The organism is Variovorax sp. dw_954, from assembly GCF_018449755.1.
In the GTDB taxonomy this organism is placed as follows: domain Bacteria; phylum Pseudomonadota; class Gammaproteobacteria; order Burkholderiales; family Burkholderiaceae_C; genus Variovorax.
On the sequence record NZ_JAAVVD010000005.1, the window covers coordinates 304670 to 321757 of the forward strand.

At 66.3% G+C, this 17088-nt stretch carries 17 protein-coding genes; 14 read left to right on the forward strand and 3 right to left on the reverse strand.

Features of this window, described 5'->3' with window-relative positions; genetic code table 11:
* Positions 1-7: 7 nt before the first annotated feature.
* Genes HB681_RS11425 through HB681_RS11445 form a run of 5 tightly spaced genes read left to right on the forward strand, consistent with a single transcriptional unit; the run spans position 8 to position 6628 of the window.
* On the forward strand, positions 8-3694 hold the full coding sequence (locus tag HB681_RS11425) for a transporter substrate-binding domain-containing protein (protein WP_213954921.1): 3687 nt from the start codon (positions 8-10) through the stop codon (positions 3692-3694).
* A gap of 28 nt (positions 3695-3722) precedes the next feature.
* Positions 3723-4358: an FMN-binding negative transcriptional regulator gene (locus HB681_RS11430; protein WP_213954922.1), complete on the forward strand. Its 636-nt coding sequence runs from the start codon at positions 3723-3725 to the stop codon at positions 4356-4358.
* Positions 4351-4572, forward strand: a complete 222-nt coding sequence (locus HB681_RS11435; protein ID WP_213954923.1) for a hypothetical protein — start codon at positions 4351-4353, stop codon at positions 4570-4572. Before HB681_RS11430 ends, HB681_RS11435 begins: the two co-directional genes overlap by 8 nt.
* Positions 4573-4601: 29 nt before the next feature.
* A complete protein-coding gene (gene tadA / locus HB681_RS11440; RefSeq protein ID WP_213954924.1) occupies positions 4602-5693 on the forward strand; it encodes a tRNA adenosine(34) deaminase TadA in 1092 nt (363 codons plus the stop codon).
* The gene (locus HB681_RS11445; RefSeq protein WP_213954925.1) at positions 5690-6628 is read left to right on the forward strand and encodes an LD-carboxypeptidase; all 939 of its coding nucleotides are present in this window, start codon (positions 5690-5692) and stop codon (positions 6626-6628) included. The genes tadA and HB681_RS11445 overlap by 4 nt, the downstream gene beginning before the upstream one ends.
* A gap of 33 nt (positions 6629-6661) precedes the next feature.
* On the opposite strand, the gene HB681_RS11450 is transcribed toward HB681_RS11445, so the two are convergent.
* Positions 6662-6994: a hypothetical protein gene (locus tag HB681_RS11450; protein WP_213954926.1), complete on the reverse strand. Its 333-nt coding sequence runs from the start codon at positions 6992-6994 to the stop codon at positions 6662-6664.
* Positions 6995-7315: 321 nt separating this feature from the next.
* Here HB681_RS11450 and HB681_RS11455 point away from each other — a divergent pair, with 321 nt between their 5' ends.
* Positions 7316-8263, forward strand: coding sequence for an adenylate/guanylate cyclase domain-containing protein (locus tag HB681_RS11455; protein ID WP_213954964.1), 948 nt, complete (start codon positions 7316-7318; stop codon positions 8261-8263).
* 82 nt (positions 8264-8345) lie between these two features.
* Here the strand turns inward: HB681_RS11455 and nhaR are convergent, their stop codons facing one another.
* Positions 8346-9242, reverse strand: a complete 897-nt coding sequence (gene nhaR / locus HB681_RS11460) for a transcriptional activator NhaR (protein ID WP_213954927.1) — start codon at positions 9240-9242, stop codon at positions 8346-8348.
* A 139-nt stretch (positions 9243-9381) separates the two neighbouring features.
* On the opposite strand from nhaR, the gene HB681_RS11465 reads away from it, so the two are divergent.
* The 7 genes from HB681_RS11465 to HB681_RS11495 all read left to right on the forward strand — a co-directional run bounded on the left by HB681_RS11465 (position 9382) and on the right by HB681_RS11495 (position 15935).
* On the forward strand, positions 9382-10080 hold the full coding sequence (locus HB681_RS11465) for a Bax inhibitor-1 family protein (protein WP_213954928.1): 699 nt from the start codon (positions 9382-9384) through the stop codon (positions 10078-10080).
* A gap of 10 nt (positions 10081-10090) precedes the next feature.
* Positions 10091-10621: an Rrf2 family transcriptional regulator gene (locus tag HB681_RS11470; protein ID WP_213954929.1), complete on the forward strand. Its 531-nt coding sequence runs from the start codon at positions 10091-10093 to the stop codon at positions 10619-10621.
* 150 nt (positions 10622-10771) lie between these two features.
* Positions 10772-11854 carry a 3-phosphoserine/phosphohydroxythreonine transaminase gene (gene serC, locus HB681_RS11475; RefSeq protein WP_213954930.1) on the forward strand — a complete coding sequence of 361 codons (1083 nt, stop codon included), beginning with the start codon at positions 10772-10774 and terminating at the stop codon, positions 11852-11854.
* Positions 11847-13043 (forward strand): phosphoglycerate dehydrogenase, encoded by a 1197-nt coding sequence (locus HB681_RS11480; protein WP_213954931.1) that lies wholly within the window; start codon positions 11847-11849, stop codon positions 13041-13043. The genes serC and HB681_RS11480 overlap by 8 nt, the downstream gene beginning before the upstream one ends.
* A 104-nt stretch (positions 13044-13147) precedes the next feature.
* On the forward strand, positions 13148-13765 hold the full coding sequence (locus HB681_RS11485; protein WP_213954932.1) for a DUF4231 domain-containing protein: 618 nt from the start codon (positions 13148-13150) through the stop codon (positions 13763-13765).
* A gap of 235 nt (positions 13766-14000) precedes the next feature.
* The gene (locus tag HB681_RS11490; protein ID WP_213954933.1) at positions 14001-14576 is read left to right on the forward strand and encodes a hypothetical protein; all 576 of its coding nucleotides are present in this window, start codon (positions 14001-14003) and stop codon (positions 14574-14576) included.
* Positions 14577-14579: 3 nt separating this feature from the next.
* Complete coding sequence (locus tag HB681_RS11495; RefSeq protein WP_213954934.1) at positions 14580-15935, forward strand: TRAFs-binding domain-containing protein; 1356 nt, start codon at positions 14580-14582, stop codon at positions 15933-15935.
* Between the two features lie 16 nt (positions 15936-15951).
* Here HB681_RS11495 and HB681_RS11500 read toward each other — a convergent pair whose 3' ends face one another.
* Positions 15952-16278: a hypothetical protein gene (locus tag HB681_RS11500; protein ID WP_213954935.1), complete on the reverse strand. Its 327-nt coding sequence runs from the start codon at positions 16276-16278 to the stop codon at positions 15952-15954.
* A gap of 92 nt (positions 16279-16370) precedes the next feature.
* Here HB681_RS11500 and HB681_RS11505 point away from each other — a divergent pair.
* The coding region (locus HB681_RS11505) for a caspase family protein (protein ID WP_213954936.1) at positions 16371-17088 on the forward strand (718 nt) is incomplete at its 3' end.

Consider the following 17088-nt stretch of genomic DNA (forward strand, 5'->3'; position numbering starts at 1 on the left):
CGGCAGCGTGGCCACGCTCGGGCTCGTTCGGCGTTGGCAAGTGTGGAAGGCGCTGGGCCTGGTGGCGCTTTCCATGCTGTCCGCGGCAGCCGCGTGGAGCCAGGAGACACCGTCCGGGGCACCGCCGCAACTGGTGGGCTATACGCACCTGCCCAAGCTTCCGCTCGCGATCGGCGACAGCGGGAGGCAATGGCTCAGGGCGCATCCGACCCTTGTCGTCGGCGTGTTGCCGAACGACCTGGTGCCGTTCGACCTGATCGGCCTGGACAACGACTACAAGGGCATCTCGGCGGACTACCTGGACGCCGTCGCCACGGCGCTGGGCATCGAGGTCCAGGTCAAGACCTTCGGTTCGATCGAGGATGCCACGGCGGCGCTGGCACGGCGCGATGTCGACATACTCCCGACGGTGCCGCGCTTGCGCGCGGACGGCTCCGTTGCGCTGTCCGCGCCCTATTTCCTGAGCCGTCACGTGGAAGTCACCGCGCTGAACGGGGTGATCGACCGCAGCGGCCCGATCAACGTGGGCTACATCCCCGGCCATATGCCGGAGGAGGCGCTCAAGGCAGCGTATCCGGCCGCGAAGCTGGTTCCCTATACGAGCGTCTTCCTCGGGCTGACCGCCGCCGCCGACGACAAGATCGACGTCCTGGTGGAAAACGGCGCCACGGCCGGCTACCTCATCGACCAGTACCAGTTGACCAAGTTGCGGCTGGCCAACTTCGGCGAGGAGCCGGCCTATTCGGTCCACTTCGCGCTGCGTTCCGATGACACCGTGCTGCACCACCTGGTCGACCAGGTGCTGACGGCGCTGCCGCTGCGGGTGCGCAACGACATCAAGGCGCGGTGGTCGCCCACCTTCGAGCCGACCGAGCCTGCGGAGCGCGTCAACCTCTCCGAGGAGGAGCGCAAATGGATCGTCGCGAATCCGGTGATGCGCTATGCGGCGGTGCCCGATCGCATGCCCTTCATGTTCGTCGACCAGTCGGACCGATACGCCGGCCTGACGGTGCAGGTACTGAACAAGATCACCAGCGAGACCGGTTTGAAGTTCGAGCCGGTGCTGACGCGGGCAGGCCGGATCGGCCGGGCCGACCTGCTGCCGGTGATGATCAGCGGCCAGCAATCGGAGACCGACGTGGTGGCCTCCGCGCCGTACTTCCGGGGCTATTGGGTGCTGGTCTCGCGCGTCGACGATCCGGACATCCTTCGCATCGACAAGCTGGCCGGCAAGCGCATCGCGTACCTGCCGCCCAACGGCGTTGCGGAGGGCCTCAAGGAACGCGTGCCAAGCGTCGAACTCGTTCCGGTCGATTCCATCCTCGAGAGCTACGAGCAGGTGGCCAGCGGCAAGGCGGACGTGACGGTGGGCAATGTGAACACCGCGAGCTACCTCATCCGGCAACGCTACGGCAACAAGCTCAAGGTCGCGGGTGCCATCGGCGATGCGCCGGTCGACGTGAGCTTTGGCGTGCGTGCGGACAACCCGATGCTGCTGTCCATCATCGACAAGACCCTGCAGAGCATCTCGCCGGAGGAGATGCGCCGCGTCCGCACCAACTGGACCTTCTCGAGCCATCCCTCCACCGGCTGGAGCCGCTATGCGCGCTGGCTGTACCCGATCGGCGCGGCGCTGGTGTTGTGCCTGGCCCTGTTCGCATTCTGGAACCGGGCTCTGAAGAACCAGGTGCGGAGGCGCCGCGCGGCCGAAGCGGAACTGCGCGACCAGCTCACCTTCCAGCGCGCCATGCTGGAGGGCATACCCCAAGCGATCTGCGTGCGCGACATGCACGCCCGGCTGATCTTCTGCAACACCGCGTTCGAGACATTTTTCAACGTCGATCGGCAGATGGTTCTCGGCAAGACCTTGCCTGAATCCAACGTGACGAAGGCGCCCCTGGAGCAAGTCAGGTCCGTGCATGCGCAGTACATGCAGCTCCTGGCGGAGGGCATCAGCATCAACGAAGACCTCGACGTCGTCCTGCACGGCGACACCAAGCGCATCAACCATTGGGCCGCGCCCATTTCGCTGGTGGATGGAGGGCCGCGCGTGGCCTTCGTGAGTGGTGCGATCGACATGACGGAACGCCACCACATGATGGCGCTGGTCGAAGCGGCGCGGGAGAAAGCCGAGTCCGCGAACCGGGCCAAGTCGAACTTCCTGGCCACCATGAGCCATGAGATCCGCACGCCGATGAACGCGGTCCTCGGCATGCTCGAACTGATGGTGCGCGAGGGCCGCCTTTCCCGCGAAGACCTGGCTTCGGCGGACCTGGCCCGCAAGTCGGCGCAGGGCCTGCTGGGGCTGATCGATGACATCCTCGACATCTCGAAGATCGAGGCGGGCGGCCTGGAAGTGATTCCGCGTCCGGCGCAACTCCGGCCACTGGTCCGCGAGGTGGCGAACGTCTTCGCCAGCATGGCTCGCCAGCGCGGCCTGAACATCACGGTGGAGATCGACGAACGGGTGGCGCAGTGGCATGCGGTGGACGGCGTGCGCTTTCGGCAGATCGTCAACAACCTGGTCAGCAACGCGATCAAGTACACCGATGAAGGCGGGGTCACGGTCCGCTTGCGACATGTGTCCCGGGCCGGGGATATGGAGCACCTTGAACTGGAGGTGCAGGACACCGGCATCGGCATCAGCGCGACCGACCTCAGCAACCTCTTCAAGCCATTCTTCCAGGCCGAGGCTGCGGGCCCGCGCGCCATCGGCGGCACCGGGCTGGGCCTGCCCATCGTGCAGCGCCTGTGCACGAAGATGGGCGCGGAGATCTCCGTGCAGAGCCAGAGCGGCAAGGGCACCAGCGTGCTCGTCGAGTTGAAGCTGCCGGTGCTGGCGCCGCCAGCGGGCTTGCCGGATGAGGAGGAGGCCAGGAGGGCGGCAGAGTTGCCGCCGGCCAGTCTTCACGGCTACAAGGTGCTGGTGGTCGACGATCATCCCGCCAACCGGATGTTGTTGAAGCGGCAATTGGAATTCCTTGGCATGCGATGCGACACCGCGGAGGACGGCGAGATTGCGCTCGACATGTGGCGCCATGAGGCCTTCGACGTGGTCATCACCGACTGTTCGATGCCGGTGATGGACGGGTATGCGCTGACCGAGGCCATCCGCGCCATCGAGCGAGAGAAGGGCATGCCGCGACGACCGGTGCTGGGCTGCACGGCGCATGTGCAGGAGAAGGAGCGCCAGCATGCGCTCGACGTCGGCATGGACGAATGCCTGATGAAGCCACTCAGCGTCGACGCCTTGCGCGACGCCCTGCGCCGGCACCTCCACGGCGGCGCCGCTGCGGCGTTCGCGTCGATGCACGAACCCGCAAAGTCGACGACGCCCGACCTGCCGTTCGATCTTTCGACGCTGAAGGCTTTCTCAGGCGGCGACCCCGCCATCGAGGCCAGCTTCATGGAGGCGCTGTTGCGCTCGAACCTGTCGGACGCGGAGGAGCTTGCGGATTGCATCCAGTCCGGCGACCTGGGCAAGGCGGCCTCGGGCGCGCACAAGATCAAGGGCGCTGCGCGGCTGGTCAAGGCAGAGGCCGTGATGCGGGATTGCGAGGCGCTTGAAGCCGCCGCCAAGGATGGCGATACCGATTCGGCGCGGGAACGGTTCGCGGTGCTCCAGCACAGTCTCGGGGAATTCAACGACGCGCTCACGGCACAGTTGCAGGCGACCGTGCCGCTGGCACACTAGCCCTCAGCTGCACTTTTCACTGAACGCCATGTATTTGCCTCCGCAATTCAACGAGAAGAACCGCGACGTTGCCATCGAATTGATGCGCGCGCATCCCTTCGCCAGCCTCATCGCCACCGACGACGAGGGCTTGCCTGAAGTGACGCATCTGCCATTGGTGGTGGACGTGCGCGACGACACGCAGTTCTCCCTGCTCGGCCACTGCGCCAAGCCCAATCCGCTGTGGCGCCATCTGCGGGCCCGTCCGCGCGCCGTCGTCACGTTCCAGGGGCCGCACGCCTACCTGTCGCCGAGCGTGTATCCCGACCTGGCCCGCGTGCCGACGTGGAACTACCTGGCCGTGCATTGCACCGTCGAAGCCAGCCTCATCGAGTCGCCGCAGGAGAAGGACGCCTTGCTCAAGCGCCTGATCGCCGAACACGAACCTGCCTACGCGGCGCAATGGAACAGCCTCGGCGAGGAATTCCAGCTCAAGATGCTCGCCGGCATCGTCGGGTTCGAATTGAAGGTGGTCGCGTGGCAATGCAAGCTCAAGCTCAACCAGCATCGCCGCGAGGCCCATGCCGCCATGTACGCCACCTACAGCCAGGGCACGCCCGACGAACAGGCATTGGCCGCGTGGATGCAGCGACTCGGCATGACCGAGGGAGTCCAGCATGCGTAGCCTGGGACTGGTGGGCCTTGTGCTGGCGCTGGTGATCGTCGGCCTGTTGGTGAAGAAGCAGATGAACGCGCTGATGCCGGCGGCCGCGCCTCCGGTAGCCGGCGCGCCCGCGCCGAACGTGCGCGAACAAAGCCAGCAGATCCAGCAGCAGGTGCGCCAGCAGGTCGAGGCCGCCATGCAGCAGCCGCGCCCGTTGCCGGATGAGGCGAAATAGAAGCGGATGCCGGATTCGACAGCCGTCCGATGACTGACGACGACTGGATGCAGCGCGCGCTGGACGAGGCGCGCGCTGCCGCCGCGGCCGGCGAAGTGCCGGTGGGCGCCGTGGTGGTGAAGGATGGCGCATTGCTCGCCAGCGGACGCAACACATCCATCGCGCAACACGACCCCAGCGGCCACGCCGAGATCAACGCACTGCGCGCCGCGGCCCAGGCGCTCGGCAACTACCGGCTCGAGGACTGCACCCTCTACGTGACGCTGGAGCCTTGCGCGATGTGCGCGGGCGCCATGCTGCACGCGCGCCTGGCACGGGTGGTGTTTGGCGCACCCGACCCCAAGACCGGTGCCTCGGGCTCGGTGGTCGACCTGTTTGCGCAACCCCTGCTCAATCATCGGACTGTGGTGCAGGGCGGCGTGTGCGCAGACTCATGCGCAGCTGAACTGCAGCAGTTCTTTCGTGCGCGTCGCGTGCTGGCGCGCGAGCAGGCGCAACCCCTGCGCGACGACGCCCTGCGCACGCCCGATGCGCGATTCGCCGACCTGCCGGACTGGCCGTGGGCCGCGCGCTACAGCAGCGACCTGCCGACCCTGGCCGGCTGGCGCCTGCACTACATCGACGAAGGGCCACGCGACGCGCCGCTTGCCGTGGTCGCCCTGCATGGCGCGGGTCAGTGGGCCTACCTCTATCGCCGCCTCGTCGCCCGGCTGGCCGCACTCGCCGGACCCCGCGTGCTGGCGCCCGACCTGATCGGCTTTGGTCGCAGCGACAAGCCCAAGCGCGCGTCGGTGCATGCGCTCGAATGGCATGCGGCAGTGATCCGCGAGTGGATCGAAGGGCTGGACCTGCCGCGCGTGTTGCTGGTCCACGCTGCGGACGATGCGGCGCTGGCCGCGCGGGTCGGCTCATTGCTGCCGGCGGACCGCTTCGCAGGTTTCCTGCCCGTGGAAACGCAACATGACGCGGCCACTGCGGCGGCATGGAGCGCACCCTTCGTGGATGCGGGCTACCAGGCCGGCCTGCGCGCATGGCCGGTCAAGCGCGGCGCGGTGCGCGACCTGGCGCAGGCCGAAGCGGATCGGGCCGCGCAGGCCGCAATGGGATACTTCGCGCCGTGACAAAACACATCTACATCTTTTCGCCTTCCAGCGCGGTGCGCGACAAGGCAGCCTTCAGGCGCGGCGTCGCACGCCTCAAGGCGCTGGGCCACGAGGTCGAGATCGACGAAGCCGCGCTCTCGGTGCACCAGCGCTTCGCCGGCGACGACGCCACCCGCCTTGCGGCCATTGCCCGTGCGGCAGCCAGTGGCGCCGACGTGGCCTTGATCTCGCGCGGCGGCTACGGCCTCACGCGCATCCTCGATGCGCTGCCGTACAAGGCGATCGCCAAGGCCATTTCTCACGGCACCGAGTTCGTCGGCGTCAGCGATTTCACCGCCTTCCAGCATGCGCTGCTGGCGAAGACCGGCGCAGTGACCTGGCAGGGCCCGGCGGTGGGAGAAGACTTCGGCGCGGAAGGCGGCGCCGACGACATCATGGAAGCCTGCTTCGACGACATGCTGTCGGGACAGGGCGAAGGCACCGGCTGGCGCCTGCCGCTGCGCGACGCCGAAGCCGCGAGCGGCATGCGCACGGTCCACGGCGCGCAGCTATGGGGCGGCAACCTCTGCGTGCTCACCAGCCTGCTCGGCACGCCGTATTTCCCGGCCATCGACAAGGGCGTGCTGTTCCTCGAAGACGTGGGCGAGCATCCCTATCGCATCGAACGCATGCTGGACCAGTTGCGTCATGCAGGCGTGCTGGGGCGCCAAAAGGCGATCTTGATGGGCCAGTTCACCGGCTACCGCAAGGTGCCGAACGATCGTGGCTTCAGCCTGCAAACGGTCGTCGAGCGCTTGCGCTCGCAGATCAAGGCGCCCGTGCTGACCGGCCTGCCATTCGGCCATGTGCCGACCAAGGTGCTGTTGCCGGTGGGCGCCAAGGTCGAACTGGCGGCCGATGGACGCGATGTCTTCATGGTCTGGGGGCACCGTCACGCCCATGATCACGATTGACACGACTTCGCGGCGCCGTCGGCGCCCGCGGCTTCACATGTTGAAGCGCTGGTGCCGCCGCGGACCCATCGTCTCCGGCAGCCGGCCCTTGAACATGCTGTTGATGGGGCGAAGCTGGCGGCGTGCCGCGGCCTCGCCGTCGATTTCGCTGATCGCGCACATCATGTCCTGGCGCAAGTACCAGAGCGCTTCGAGGTCGCCCGCGAAGCGCACGCGCTGCGCCACGCGCTGTACACCGTGGCCGCCGTGCACCTGCAGCAATGACAACATCGCATGGCGCACCCGGCTGGTATGGCGGTGCTCCGAATCGCGCAGGCGGAAGCCTGGAAGCGAAAAAAGCCGGAGGAAACTGCTAGGTAATACCATGACGCAAGGGCAATGAGCTGGAGCCGTTGATAGCGGTACCTTACGATCCGCCAAGCCGGCGCACAAGGTGGGGAAACATTAATTAATGTTTAAAAACAACATAGTTCACAAAAATGCTAAGGCGCTTCCTGAGGAAGCAATACCTAAGTTCTACATTTTGTAACCTTCAGCGGCAACGCACGATTTTCCCGTTTCGCAAGTGTTCCAATTCGCGCGCAATTCGCGCTTGATTTGCCGATGTCGCATGCAACACTGCAAAACCAATGGCAGATTCATGGTTTTGCCATAATCGGCGGCATTCGCGCCCCAGAACTCAATCCAATGGCTGCACCACCCACTGTCGTATTTGCGGATCTGACCGGAAGCACACGTGTGTTCGAGGCCATGGGCAACGCGCGGGCGACGGACACGGTGACGCGCCTGGTGCAATGGATCGGCGGCGTGTGCGAATCCCATCATGGCCGCGTCGTGAAGACGCTGGGCGATGGCATCTTCGCAATATTCCCCAACGCGGCCGACGCCGTCGAGGCGGTTCTCGAACTGCAGCGAAATCACCAGAAGCGGCTGATGGCCTGGCCAGCGCCGCTGCGGATGGATTTGCAGATCGGCGTGGCCAGTGGCGAGGTGGTGGAGGTCGACGGCGATTCGTATGGCGACGCCGTCAATCTGGCGTCCAGGCTCAGCGATCTGGCGGGCCCCGGGCAGATTTGGGCCACCGCATCGGTGATTGAGCAAATCCCCGATACGGGCCTGAGGCACCGCAACCTGGGCCCGATCAATATCCGCGGCAAGACGGAAATGCCGATCGTGCACCGCATTGACTGGCAGGAAGAAATCACCGAATTCATGACGGTGCCCGCCCCGCTCGCGCACCAGCTCCGCGCGCCGGATTCCTCGTTTGGCCAGATCGAGCTCTCCTGGCTCGATGTGCGCTCGATGTTCCGCGCATCGGACCTGCCGATTCACCTGGGCCGCGTCGACGAGGCAGAGTTCGTCGTCAACGATCCGCGCGTGTCCCGGCTGCATGCCCGAATCGAGGCGCGGCAGGGCAGTTGCGTGCTGGTCGATGTCAGCACCTACGGCACGTGGGTGCGCTTCCATGGCCGCTCCGGCGCCAGCGGCGAGATCGCCCTGCGCCGCGACGAATGCGTGCTGCATGGCAGCGGCGAGATCGGCCTGGGCGCGCCGCTAAGCGACTTCAGTGCGCCGACGATCGCGTTCAACACCACCGGCGGCAACGTGCTCCTTGCACGCAAGGACGCGCGCTGACAATCAGCGCCAGTGGCCTGTAGCAGTCGTTCGCGAGTGAAGGCTGCGTCGCAGGCGCTTGCGCCTTGGCTGTTGGAGGCGACTAGGTTTTCAGGAACTGCAGTCGCGCCGCCTGCGTGATCGCCACCACGCACGGGTGGGTGATCCGCCGCTCCACCGAGATGGCGAAGAACTCCTCGAGCAGCCCCTGCGCCTGGCCCAGTACCTCGACGCCGTACTGGGCGCAGGTTTCTTCCTCCAGCACGGTGGGTGACATGAAGACGCCGCGTCCTTCGCCGCCAAAGGCCTTCAGCAAGGCGGCGTCATCGAACTCGCCGATCAGCCGGGGCCGCAGGCTGTGCTCCGCGAGCCACAGGTCGAGCCGTTGCCGCACGGCCGACGAGGCGCCCTGGATCAGCATCGGCGCGCCGTCGAGGCAAGCCGGAAACTCGCCGGCGAGGGATCGCTTCAATGCCGGCGCCGCGAAGAAGCTCATGGCCGTGCTGCCCAGCGTGTGGTTGAAGGCCTTGACGCTGGTCTGCTTGCCCATGGGCTCGTCGGCGATCACCAGGTCGAGCCGCTGCACCGACAGTTGGGCGAGCAGGTCGCGGAAGTTGCCTTCGTGGCAGATCAGTCGCACCGTCTCGGCAATGGCCAGCGCGGGTTCCAGCAATCGATAGGCAATGGCCTTGGGCACCGCATCGGCAATACCGACCCGGAAGATCAGCGTCCGCTTGCCTTCGCCGCGGCTGCCCAGCGCCATCTCGAGTTCATCGCCGAGCGCGAATATCTGGTCGGCATAGCTCAGGGCGGTGCGCCCGTCCGGCGTCAGTTCAAGGCCGCGGCCATGCTTCTGGAAGAGATGGCAGCCCAGGCGATCCTCCAGCAGCTTGATCTGCGTGGACAAGGTTTGCGGCGTGATGTGCAGTTGCTCGCCCGCCCGTGCGATGCCTCCGGCCTTGGCCGCGGCCCAGAAGTAGTAGAGGTGCTTGAAGTTCATGGGGCCTTCCCGGGGTTCTCTCAGTTTAAACAGAACAATCGGTGTCGAAAATGCGACTTTTCCAGAATGCTCGCACCGCCTAGATTCGGGAACACGACAAATTCGCATTCCTGCCTTTGTCGAACACGAAAGGAAAGCCATGAACGAAAACCTCCAGACCTTCGGCCGCGCGCCCGCAGCACGGGCCGCCGAGGTAGGCCAACGCAACGCCGTGCTCCGCAACACCTACTGGCTGCTGGCGCTGTCGATGGTGCCCACCGTGCTCGGCGCGTGGATCGGCGTGGCCACGGGCGTTGCCAGCGCGATGTCGCCGGGCATCAGCCTGATCGTGTTCATGGCTGGCGCCTTCGGCTTCATGTTCGCCATCGAGAAGACCAAGGAATCCGCGGCCGGCGTCCCGGTGCTGCTGGCCTTCACCTTCTTCATGGGCCTGATGCTGTCGCGGCTCGTCGGCAACGTGCTCGGCATGGCCAACGGCGCGAGCCTGGTGATGATGGCCTTTGCCGGCACCGGCGCGATCTTCCTGGGCATGGCCACGCTGTCGTCCGTGATCAAGCGCGACCTGTCCTCGATGGGCAAGTGGCTGTTCATCGGCGCAGTGATGCTGCTGGTGGCGGGCATCGCCAACTTCTTCATCCAATCCAGCGCGCTGATGATCACGCTGGCGGTGCTGGCCATCGGCATCTTCTCGGCCTTCATCCTGTACGACCTGAAGCGCGTGCAGGACGGCCATGAGACCAACTACATCACGGCGACGCTCGGCGTCTACCTGAGCATCTACAACGTGTTCCAGTCGTTGCTCGCCCTGCTGGGCCTGGGCGGCGGCCGCGACGAATAAGGAGACGGCGATGCGTTTGACCACCAAGGGCCGTGTGGCCGTCAGCGCGATGGGGGACCTGGCGGCGCGCCGCGGCCGGGGCCCGGTGCCGCTGGCCACGATGAGCGAGCGCCAGAAGGTGTCGGTGTCCTACCTGGAGCACCTTTTCGGCAACCTCCGGCGGCACGGCCTCGTCTCGGCGACGCGCGGGCCGGGCGGCGGCTACATGCTGGGCCGGGATGCGGCGACCATCAGCGTGGCCGACATCGTCCGCGCGGTCGAGTCGATGGACAGCGATGCATCGGCGCGCAGCGCGGCAGCGCGGTCCGGGCAGAGTTGCACCACGCCCGAACTGTGGGCCTCGCTGAACCGGTGCATGCTGGAGTTCCTGGAGAACGTCTCGCTCCTGTCGATCGTGAGTGACGCGGCGCGGGCAGGATGGGACGCGGAAGTGAGGACCCGGGCCGCAGCGCGCCCCAGGTTGGCGCGACGGCCCGGGCGGCCAGACCCTGATCGGCCGATGCCCGTCAATTCAGTGTTCGCGCTGGGCGGGCGGGGCTGATCTCCCGGGGCCGGGGCAAGGGCTCCCCGGCTCAGGACAAGAAACCGGCGCGCGGCGGGGTAATCCCTGCCCGCTGCCTCTGTTGCAATTTGCGTGGACCTCCTGTCGAATGGCGAGCCCTTTTCAAGCCAAATTCCTGGAGATCCATCGATGACCCGTGTCTTCAACTTCAGCGCCGGCCCTGCGACGCTGCCCGAACCCGTGCTGCGCCAGGCCGCCGACGAGATGCTCGATTGGCGCGGCAGCGGCATGTCGGTGATGGAGATGAGTCATCGCGGCAAGGAATTCATCTCGATCCATGCGGAAGCAGAGAGCCTGCTGCGTGAACTGATGGGCGTCCCGGGCAGCTACAAGGTGCTGTTCCTGCAGGGCGGGGCGATCGGCGAGAACGCCATCGTTCCCATGAACATGCTGCGCGGACGCAGCGGCGCCGATTACATCGACACCGGCGAATGGTCGAAGAAGTCGATCAAGGAAGCGAAGAAGTACTGCAAGGTCAACGTGGCCGCCAGCTCGGAGGAGGGCGGCTATACCCGCGTTCCGAAGCAGGACACGTGGAAGCTCGACAAGGACGCTGCCTACGTCCACATCTGCTCCAACGAAACGATCGGCGGCGTCGAATACCACTGGACGCCAGATACGGGCGACGTGCCGCTGGTGGCCGACATGTCGAGCAACTTCATTTCCCGCCCGATCGACGTGAGCCGCTACGGGCTGATCTATGCGGGAACGCAGAAGAACGTCGGCCCGGCCGGCGTGACCATCGTGATCGTGCGCGATGACCTGATCGGCCAGGCGCTGCCGATCACACCCTCGGCCTTCGACTACAAGATCCAGGCCGACAACGACTCGATGTTCAACACGCCGCCGACCTACACCATCTACATGGCCGGCCTGGTGTTCAACTGGATCAAGGCGCAGGGCGGGCTGACGGCGATCGAGGCCAGCAACCGCAGGAAGGCGGCCGTGCTGTACGACCACCTCGAAACCACCTCCTTCTTCTACAACCCGGTGGCGCGCGACGACCGGTCGCTGATGAACGTGCCTTTCAAGCTGCGCGACGAGTCGCTCGACGATGCCTTCCTCAAGGGCGCGCAGGCCCGCGGCATGGTGCAGCTCAAGGGGCACCGCTCGGTCGGCGGCATGCGTGCGTCGATCTACAACGCGATGCCGATCGAAGGCGTGCTCGCGCTGGTCGACTACATGAAGGAGTTCGAGGCCAGCCATGGCTGAGCGCCTCCAGGTCCTGGTGCTGAACGAGATCTCGGAAAACGGACTCCGGCGCCTGCCCGCTGACCGCTATGCGACCGGCAAGGACATCGCCGCACCGGATGCAGTGCTGGTTCGCTCCGCCGACATGCACAAGATGGACGTTCCGGCCAGCGTGCGCGCCATCGGGCGTGCCGGCGCCGGCACCAACAACATCCCGGTGGCCGCGATGAGCGCGCGCGGCGTGCCGGTGTTCAACGCGCCGGGCGCCAATGCCAATGCGGTGAAGGAACTGGTGCTGGCCGGCATGCTGATGGCGGCGCGCAATCTCTCCGGCGCCCTCCATTTCGTCGGCGGCCTGGCGCCGGAGCGCCCGGATCTGGAGAAGACGGTGGAGGGCGGCAAGAGCAGCTTTGCCGGCTACGAACTCGCGGGGCGCACGCTGGGCATCGTGGGCCTGGGCAAGATCGGCTGCCTGGTGGCGGACGCGGCCATCAAGCTCGGCATGAACGTGCTCGGCTACGACCCGGACATCACCGTCGACGCGGCCTGGAGCCTGCCCTCGCAAGTGCGCAAGGCCGGCAGCGTGAGCGAGGTCTTGCGCGTGGCGCAGTTCGTGACCCTGCATGTGCCACTGGTCGATGCCACGCGCCACATGGTGAGCGAACAGAACATCCGCCTCATGCAGCCCGGCGCGGTGCTGCTGAATTTCTCGCGCGAGGGCGTGGTCAGCGACGAGGCGGTGCTGGCTTCGCTGGCGGCCGGCCACCTGGGGCGCTACGTGTGCGACTTTCCGAGCGCTGCGCTGCTGCGCAACGACCGCATCGTTTGCCTGCCCCACCTGGGTGCCAGCACGCGCGAGGCGGAAGAGAACTGCGCCGTGATGGTGGCGGACCAGCTGCGCGACTACCTCGAGAACGGCAATATCGCCAACGCCGTGAACTTTCCGGGCGTGAGCATGGTGCGCGAGTCGGCCTTTCGCGTGGCGATCGCGAATGCCAACGTGCCCAACATGCTCGGCCAGATCTCGACCGCGATGGCGCGCGCCGGGCTCAACATCCACAACATGGTCAACAAGTCGCGCGGTGACATGGCCTACACGCTGGTCGACGTCGACAGCGCCGTGAGCGACGCGGTGCTTGCGGACATCGGGGCAATCGAGGGCGTGCTGTCGGCGCGGTACCTGCCGAACTTGCCGCACCTGCCAGGCTGAGGGAGCGCGCAACCGGCGCGCCTTGCCATGGCTGCGCGGCTCGCGAGGGACTATGCTCTGCGGCCCCGGCGCGGCGTATGCGCGTGCATGTGATTGGAGTTGCCATGGCCTCTCAAACCGACAGCGCAGGCGCCTTCCAGGCGCCACCCGAAGTCGCCCGCCATCCGACCTGGTTGCGGCTGGAAGACCAGCTCCGCTACTACAGCCGAAACTGCGGCAACTATCGCAGGCGCTACCAGTGCGCGAAGGTGCTGCAGATCCTGTTGGGCGCGGCCATTCCCGTGCTTGCCCTTGCGGGATGGCCGGATCCGGACTTCCGGCGCCTGAGTGCGCTGTTCGGCGCGTCCATCGCGGCCCTGGAGGCGCTGATCCAGCTGTTCCAGTGGCATGCGCTGTGGCTGCAATACCGAGAGACGTCCGAGCGTCTCAAGCGGGAAAAATGGCTGATGCTGGCGGGCGCCGAACCCTACGCGGGCGGCCCCTCGGGCGCGACGCTGACCTTGCTCGCGGAACGCATCGAAACGTTGATGGCGTCGGAGCATGACGCGTGGGTGGGGACGGTGAAACAGGCCGCGCCGCGGAACCCGGTTCCCGCGCCGGTGGTGACCGCACCAGCGCCAATGCCAACTCCAGGGTCCGGCCCCACGTTGACTTTGGCGCCGACACCCGCGCCGACGCCGCCAGCCGCACAGACAACGACTCCGGCACCAGCCACCCGATAGAGGCCGAGGCGTCTTGCCGGGCGCGGAGCCGCTTGCCTCCGATGACGGAGCGTGGCAAAGCGGTCGACTCCCCAAACAGGGGTGCGCGTCCTACACTGGCTTTTCCGCGAAGTGATGCTTGATCTGGAGGGAACGTGTCACCGGAATTGGCCGCTATGGATGGGGCGGCAATTGATCGCCGACGAGCGGCGCCAGTTCGGCCTGCCGCAGTTACTACCCATCAAGAACTGACCCCATGAACGCCCCTGTCATCCCCAACCAAGTCCTGCTCTTCAGCGGCCACATGATCGACGCGCCCGATCGCAAGACGCCGCGCTTCCCCGCCGACAAGGAACCCATCGCCCGCGAAGCCATCGAGGCCCTGTTCGACCAACTGGCCGCAGGCCCGCAAGGCCTGGCCATCTGCGGCGGCGCCTGCGGCGGCGACCTCCTGTTCGCCGAGGCGGCACTCGCGCGCGGCGTGGCGCTGGAGATGTACCTGCCATTCGACGTATCGACCTTCCTCCCCAAGTCGGTCACATTCGCAGGCGGCGACTGGCTTTCGCGCTTCAAGGCGGCCAAGGCGGCCTGCGAGCTTCACATCCTGCCGGCGGAGCGCGGCGCGCTGAAGGATGGCGAGGATCCGTACGAGCAGAACAACCTGTGGATGCTCGAGGCCGCAAGCCGCTTCGGCACCGAGAAGGTCCAGTTCATCTGTCTGTGGGACGGGAAGGGCGGGGATGGCCCCGGCGGTACGCAGCACCTCATGGAGGAGGTCCGCAACCGGCATGGCCACACGCACCGGCTCGACACCACGCAACTGTGGAGCTGAAACATGAGCAGCGTGATCGTCAAGCCCTTGTGCTTCATGGTGATGCCCTACGGCGTCAAGGCGACGCAGGCAGAACCGGGCAAGGGGCCGGTGGAGATCGACTTCAATGCGCTGTGGGACAAGGCCTATGTGCCGGTCATCGAGGCCCTGGGCTACCAGCCGGTCCGGGCCGACCAGGACACGGGCGCGCTGATCATCACGCAGATGCTGGAGCGTCTCTACTTCGCGGACCTGGTGCTCGCGGACATGACGATCCCCAATGGCAACGTCTACTACGAGATCGGCATTCGCCACGCCGCGCGACGCAGGGGCTGCGTGCTGCTGGCCGCGGACTGGTCGAGCCAGTTGTTCGACGTGGCCCAGATGCGCACGATTCGCTACCCGCTGCCGGAAGGAGCGATCCTTCCTGAAACAGCCGCGGCGATCCAGGCCAGGATCAAGGATGCGATCGAGGGTCTCGCTGCGGGCGAGTCCCCCATGCATGTCTCGATTCCGGGTTACCCGACCCAAGTCGACGAAGCGACTGCCGCGGGCATGAAGGACCAGATGGCACTGCTGTCGGCCTTCCAGGCCGAAGTGCGTGCGGTGCGGGCATACCCGAAGAAGGACCGCATGATGCGGGCGCAAGCGCTGGCGGATACCTATGCGGCCGGGCCGATGATTGGCGCCGTGGCCATCGCCCTGATGCTGATGCTGCGCGACTGCGCCAACACGACCGCAGACTGGAACCTGGTGGTGAAGTTCATCGATGGCCTGAGTGCTCCCCTGCGGGCGATCCCCGAAGTCACCGAGCAGCGCGCGCTGGCCCTGTCCTACGCCGGGCAGCATGTCGACGCCATCGCTGCGGTCGAGGCAATGGACGTCACTTCCAAGCCGACGCCCGAGCTGTTGGGTCTGCTGGGCGGGCGCTACAAGCGATTGTTCAAGGAGGCGACGACGCCGGAGGACGCGAAGAAGTACCTGAATCGGTCCATCGACTACTACGAGAAGGGAATGCAGCTGGACCTGAACGAGTACTACTGCTCCAGCAATCTGCCGCGCCTGTACCGCGTCCGCCAACGCCCGGCCGATGAGAAGCTGGCGCTGTCCGTCGTACAGCTCACCATCGCGGCCTGCGAGCGGGCTCGAAAGCGCGGCTCGACGGACATCTGGTTGCCCGCCACCCTGCTCGGTGCGGCATTCGATTCGGGCGACCCGGACAAGGCCGAGGCGTTGGCCGATGAAGTCGAGAGCGGCGACCCGGCCGAGTGGCAGCTCGACACCACCATCGACTCGTTGAGGCTCAGCCTGACGCACGTGACGGATGACTCGGCCAAGGCGCGGTTGTCGGACGTGATCGACAGGCTCGACGCGCTTTGACGACCGGCGCCGGTTTTCAGTGGAAGCCGCCGAAATGGCCGGCGGAAACGCTCGCCTTCGCGTAGACGCGTCCGACCTCCTGGAGCTCGTCCATGTGATCGACCGAATCGAGCCGCTGCACGTTCGTGGGCTCGATCTGCGGCAGGCCCAGGCTGGCCAACCCTTGCGTCGAAAGCTCCGGGTTGTAGCGCATGTAGCGGAACAGCTTCGGTACGGTCGAGTTGGACTGGCCATTGTCGGCAGCGCCGACCATCGGCCCGAACTCCCGATCGATCGGCGCGCCGAAGACGCACTCGCCGAGGTTGCGGCAGGCCATGTCCCATCCGGCCGATGCGGCGTTCATCAATGCATCAGGCCGCCGCGCGCAGCGATGCGCTATGTCCCCGGAAGCCCGGACGGTTGCAATCGCAGCGGTGAGGGTGGATATTCGACCGCATGTCCGTCCTACGCCTGGTTGCCTGCTGGCTCCTGCTCGCGCTGCAGATCGTCCCCGCGCTGGCGCAAGACCGGCCGGCCGACAGGCGCATCGCCCTGGTGATCGGCAATTCCGAATATTCGAGGGCCCGGCTCGGCAACCCCGAGAACGACGCCCGGCTCATCGCCGGCAATCTGCGCAAGCTGGGCTTCGAGGTCAACGAGCAGCTCAACATCGGGGTGCTGCAGTTCAGGCGGGTGCTGCGCGAGTTTGCACGCCAGGTGCAGAAGGACGATGCCACCGCGGTGCTGTACTACGCCGGTCACGGCATGCAGATCGACGGCCGCAACTACCTGCTGCCTGTGGACATCAACCTGCGCGACCAGGAGGAGGTGAAGGACGAGTCGGTCGATATCGACGAACTGTTCCTGAGCCGCATCGACAAGGTCGGCTCGCATCCGCGCATCGTGATCCTGGACGCCTGCCGGGACAACCCGTTCCCGAAGAAGACGCGCAACATCTCATCGGCCGGCGGGCTCGCGGAAATGGGCGCGCGCGGAACGCTGATCGCGTTCGCGTCCGCACCCGGCGCACCGGCGGAGGACGGCCCGGACGGCAGCAACAGCATCTACACCCGCAGCCTGGCGCAGGAGATCATGGTGCCGGGCATCGAGTGGGGCCGGAGGTCCCGGAGGGCGCGGGGGGGGGGGCGGCCCGCGGGCGTGGGGAGGAGGGCCG

Bases quoted from the DNA above. Each gene is read 5' to 3' on its own strand.
- serC (WP_213954930.1), top strand. From the start codon at position 10,772: ATGACCCGTGTCTTCAACTTCAGCGCCGGCCCTGCGACGCTGCCCGAA.
- HB681_RS11455 (WP_213954964.1), top strand. From the start codon at position 7,316: ATGGCTGCACCACCCACTGTCGTATTTGCGGATCTGACCGGAAGCACA.
- HB681_RS11500 (WP_213954935.1), bottom strand. From the start codon at position 16,278: ATGAACGCCGCATCGGCCGGATGGGACATGGCCTGCCGCAACCTCGGC.
- nhaR (WP_213954927.1), bottom strand. From the start codon at position 9,242: ATGAACTTCAAGCACCTCTACTACTTCTGGGCCGCGGCCAAGGCCGGA.
- HB681_RS11480 (WP_213954931.1), top strand. From the start codon at position 11,847: ATGGCTGAGCGCCTCCAGGTCCTGGTGCTGAACGAGATCTCGGAAAAC.
- HB681_RS11485 (WP_213954932.1), top strand. From the start codon at position 13,148: ATGGCCTCTCAAACCGACAGCGCAGGCGCCTTCCAGGCGCCACCCGAA.
- HB681_RS11435 (WP_213954923.1), top strand. From the start codon at position 4,351: ATGCGTAGCCTGGGACTGGTGGGCCTTGTGCTGGCGCTGGTGATCGTC.
- HB681_RS11490 (WP_213954933.1), top strand. From the start codon at position 14,001: ATGAACGCCCCTGTCATCCCCAACCAAGTCCTGCTCTTCAGCGGCCAC.
- HB681_RS11470 (WP_213954929.1), top strand. From the start codon at position 10,091: ATGCGTTTGACCACCAAGGGCCGTGTGGCCGTCAGCGCGATGGGGGAC.
- tadA (WP_213954924.1), top strand. From the start codon at position 4,602: ATGACTGACGACGACTGGATGCAGCGCGCGCTGGACGAGGCGCGCGCT.
- HB681_RS11465 (WP_213954928.1), top strand. From the start codon at position 9,382: ATGAACGAAAACCTCCAGACCTTCGGCCGCGCGCCCGCAGCACGGGCC.
- HB681_RS11450 (WP_213954926.1), bottom strand. From the start codon at position 6,994: ATGGTATTACCTAGCAGTTTCCTCCGGCTTTTTTCGCTTCCAGGCTTC.
- HB681_RS11430 (WP_213954922.1), top strand. From the start codon at position 3,723: ATGTATTTGCCTCCGCAATTCAACGAGAAGAACCGCGACGTTGCCATC.
- HB681_RS11495 (WP_213954934.1), top strand. From the start codon at position 14,580: ATGAGCAGCGTGATCGTCAAGCCCTTGTGCTTCATGGTGATGCCCTAC.